Raw genomic sequence first — 646 nt, 5'->3', positions numbered from 1 at the left:
GTCGATAATCTCCTGAGCGTGGCCAGCTTCACGGTTGGCGGCACCGAGTACACCGCAGGCGTCCCGGCGATCATCGCCAACGTCGGCACCCTGGTGATCGGGGCGAACGGTGCTTACACCTTTACTCCGGTGGAGAACTACAACGGCACCGTGCCGACCGTCACCTACACCACCAATACCGGTTCCACCAGCACGCTGGATATCAGCGTCACCCCGGTCAATGACCCCAGCGTCCTGGTCGCGGACACCAATACTGTCGATGAAGACCACGCGGCCACCGGCAACGTGCTGACCAACGACCACGATGTCGATAATCTCCTGAGCGTGGCCACCTTCACGGTTGGCGGCACCGAGTACACCGCAGGCGCCACCCCGGCGATCATCGCCAACGTCGGCACCCTGGTGATCGGGGCGAACGGTGCTTACACCTTTACYCCGGACTCCAACTACAACGGCACCGTGCCGACCGTCACCTACACCACCAATACCGGTTCCACCAGCACGCTGGATATCAGCGTCACCCCGGTCAATGACCYAAGCGTCMTGRYCGCGGACACCAATACTGTCGATGAAGACCATGTTGCAACCGGCAACGTGCTGGGCAACGATAGCGATGTCGACAACGATCTGAGTGTCGCGACATTCA

The 646-nt window shown here is 61.0% G+C and carries 1 protein-coding gene; it reads left to right on the top strand.

Annotated features, from left to right (window positions below; all coding sequences use genetic code 11):
• The coding region (locus AC1DWM_RS30160; protein WP_477796899.1) for an Ig-like domain-containing protein at positions 1 to 646 on the top strand (646 nt) is incomplete at both ends.

It is taken from the genome of Pseudomonas sp. P4_C8 (genome assembly GCF_056401975.1).
Note: the sequence above shows the minus strand (reverse complement) of the source record. Positions and strands in the feature narration are given on the sequence as shown.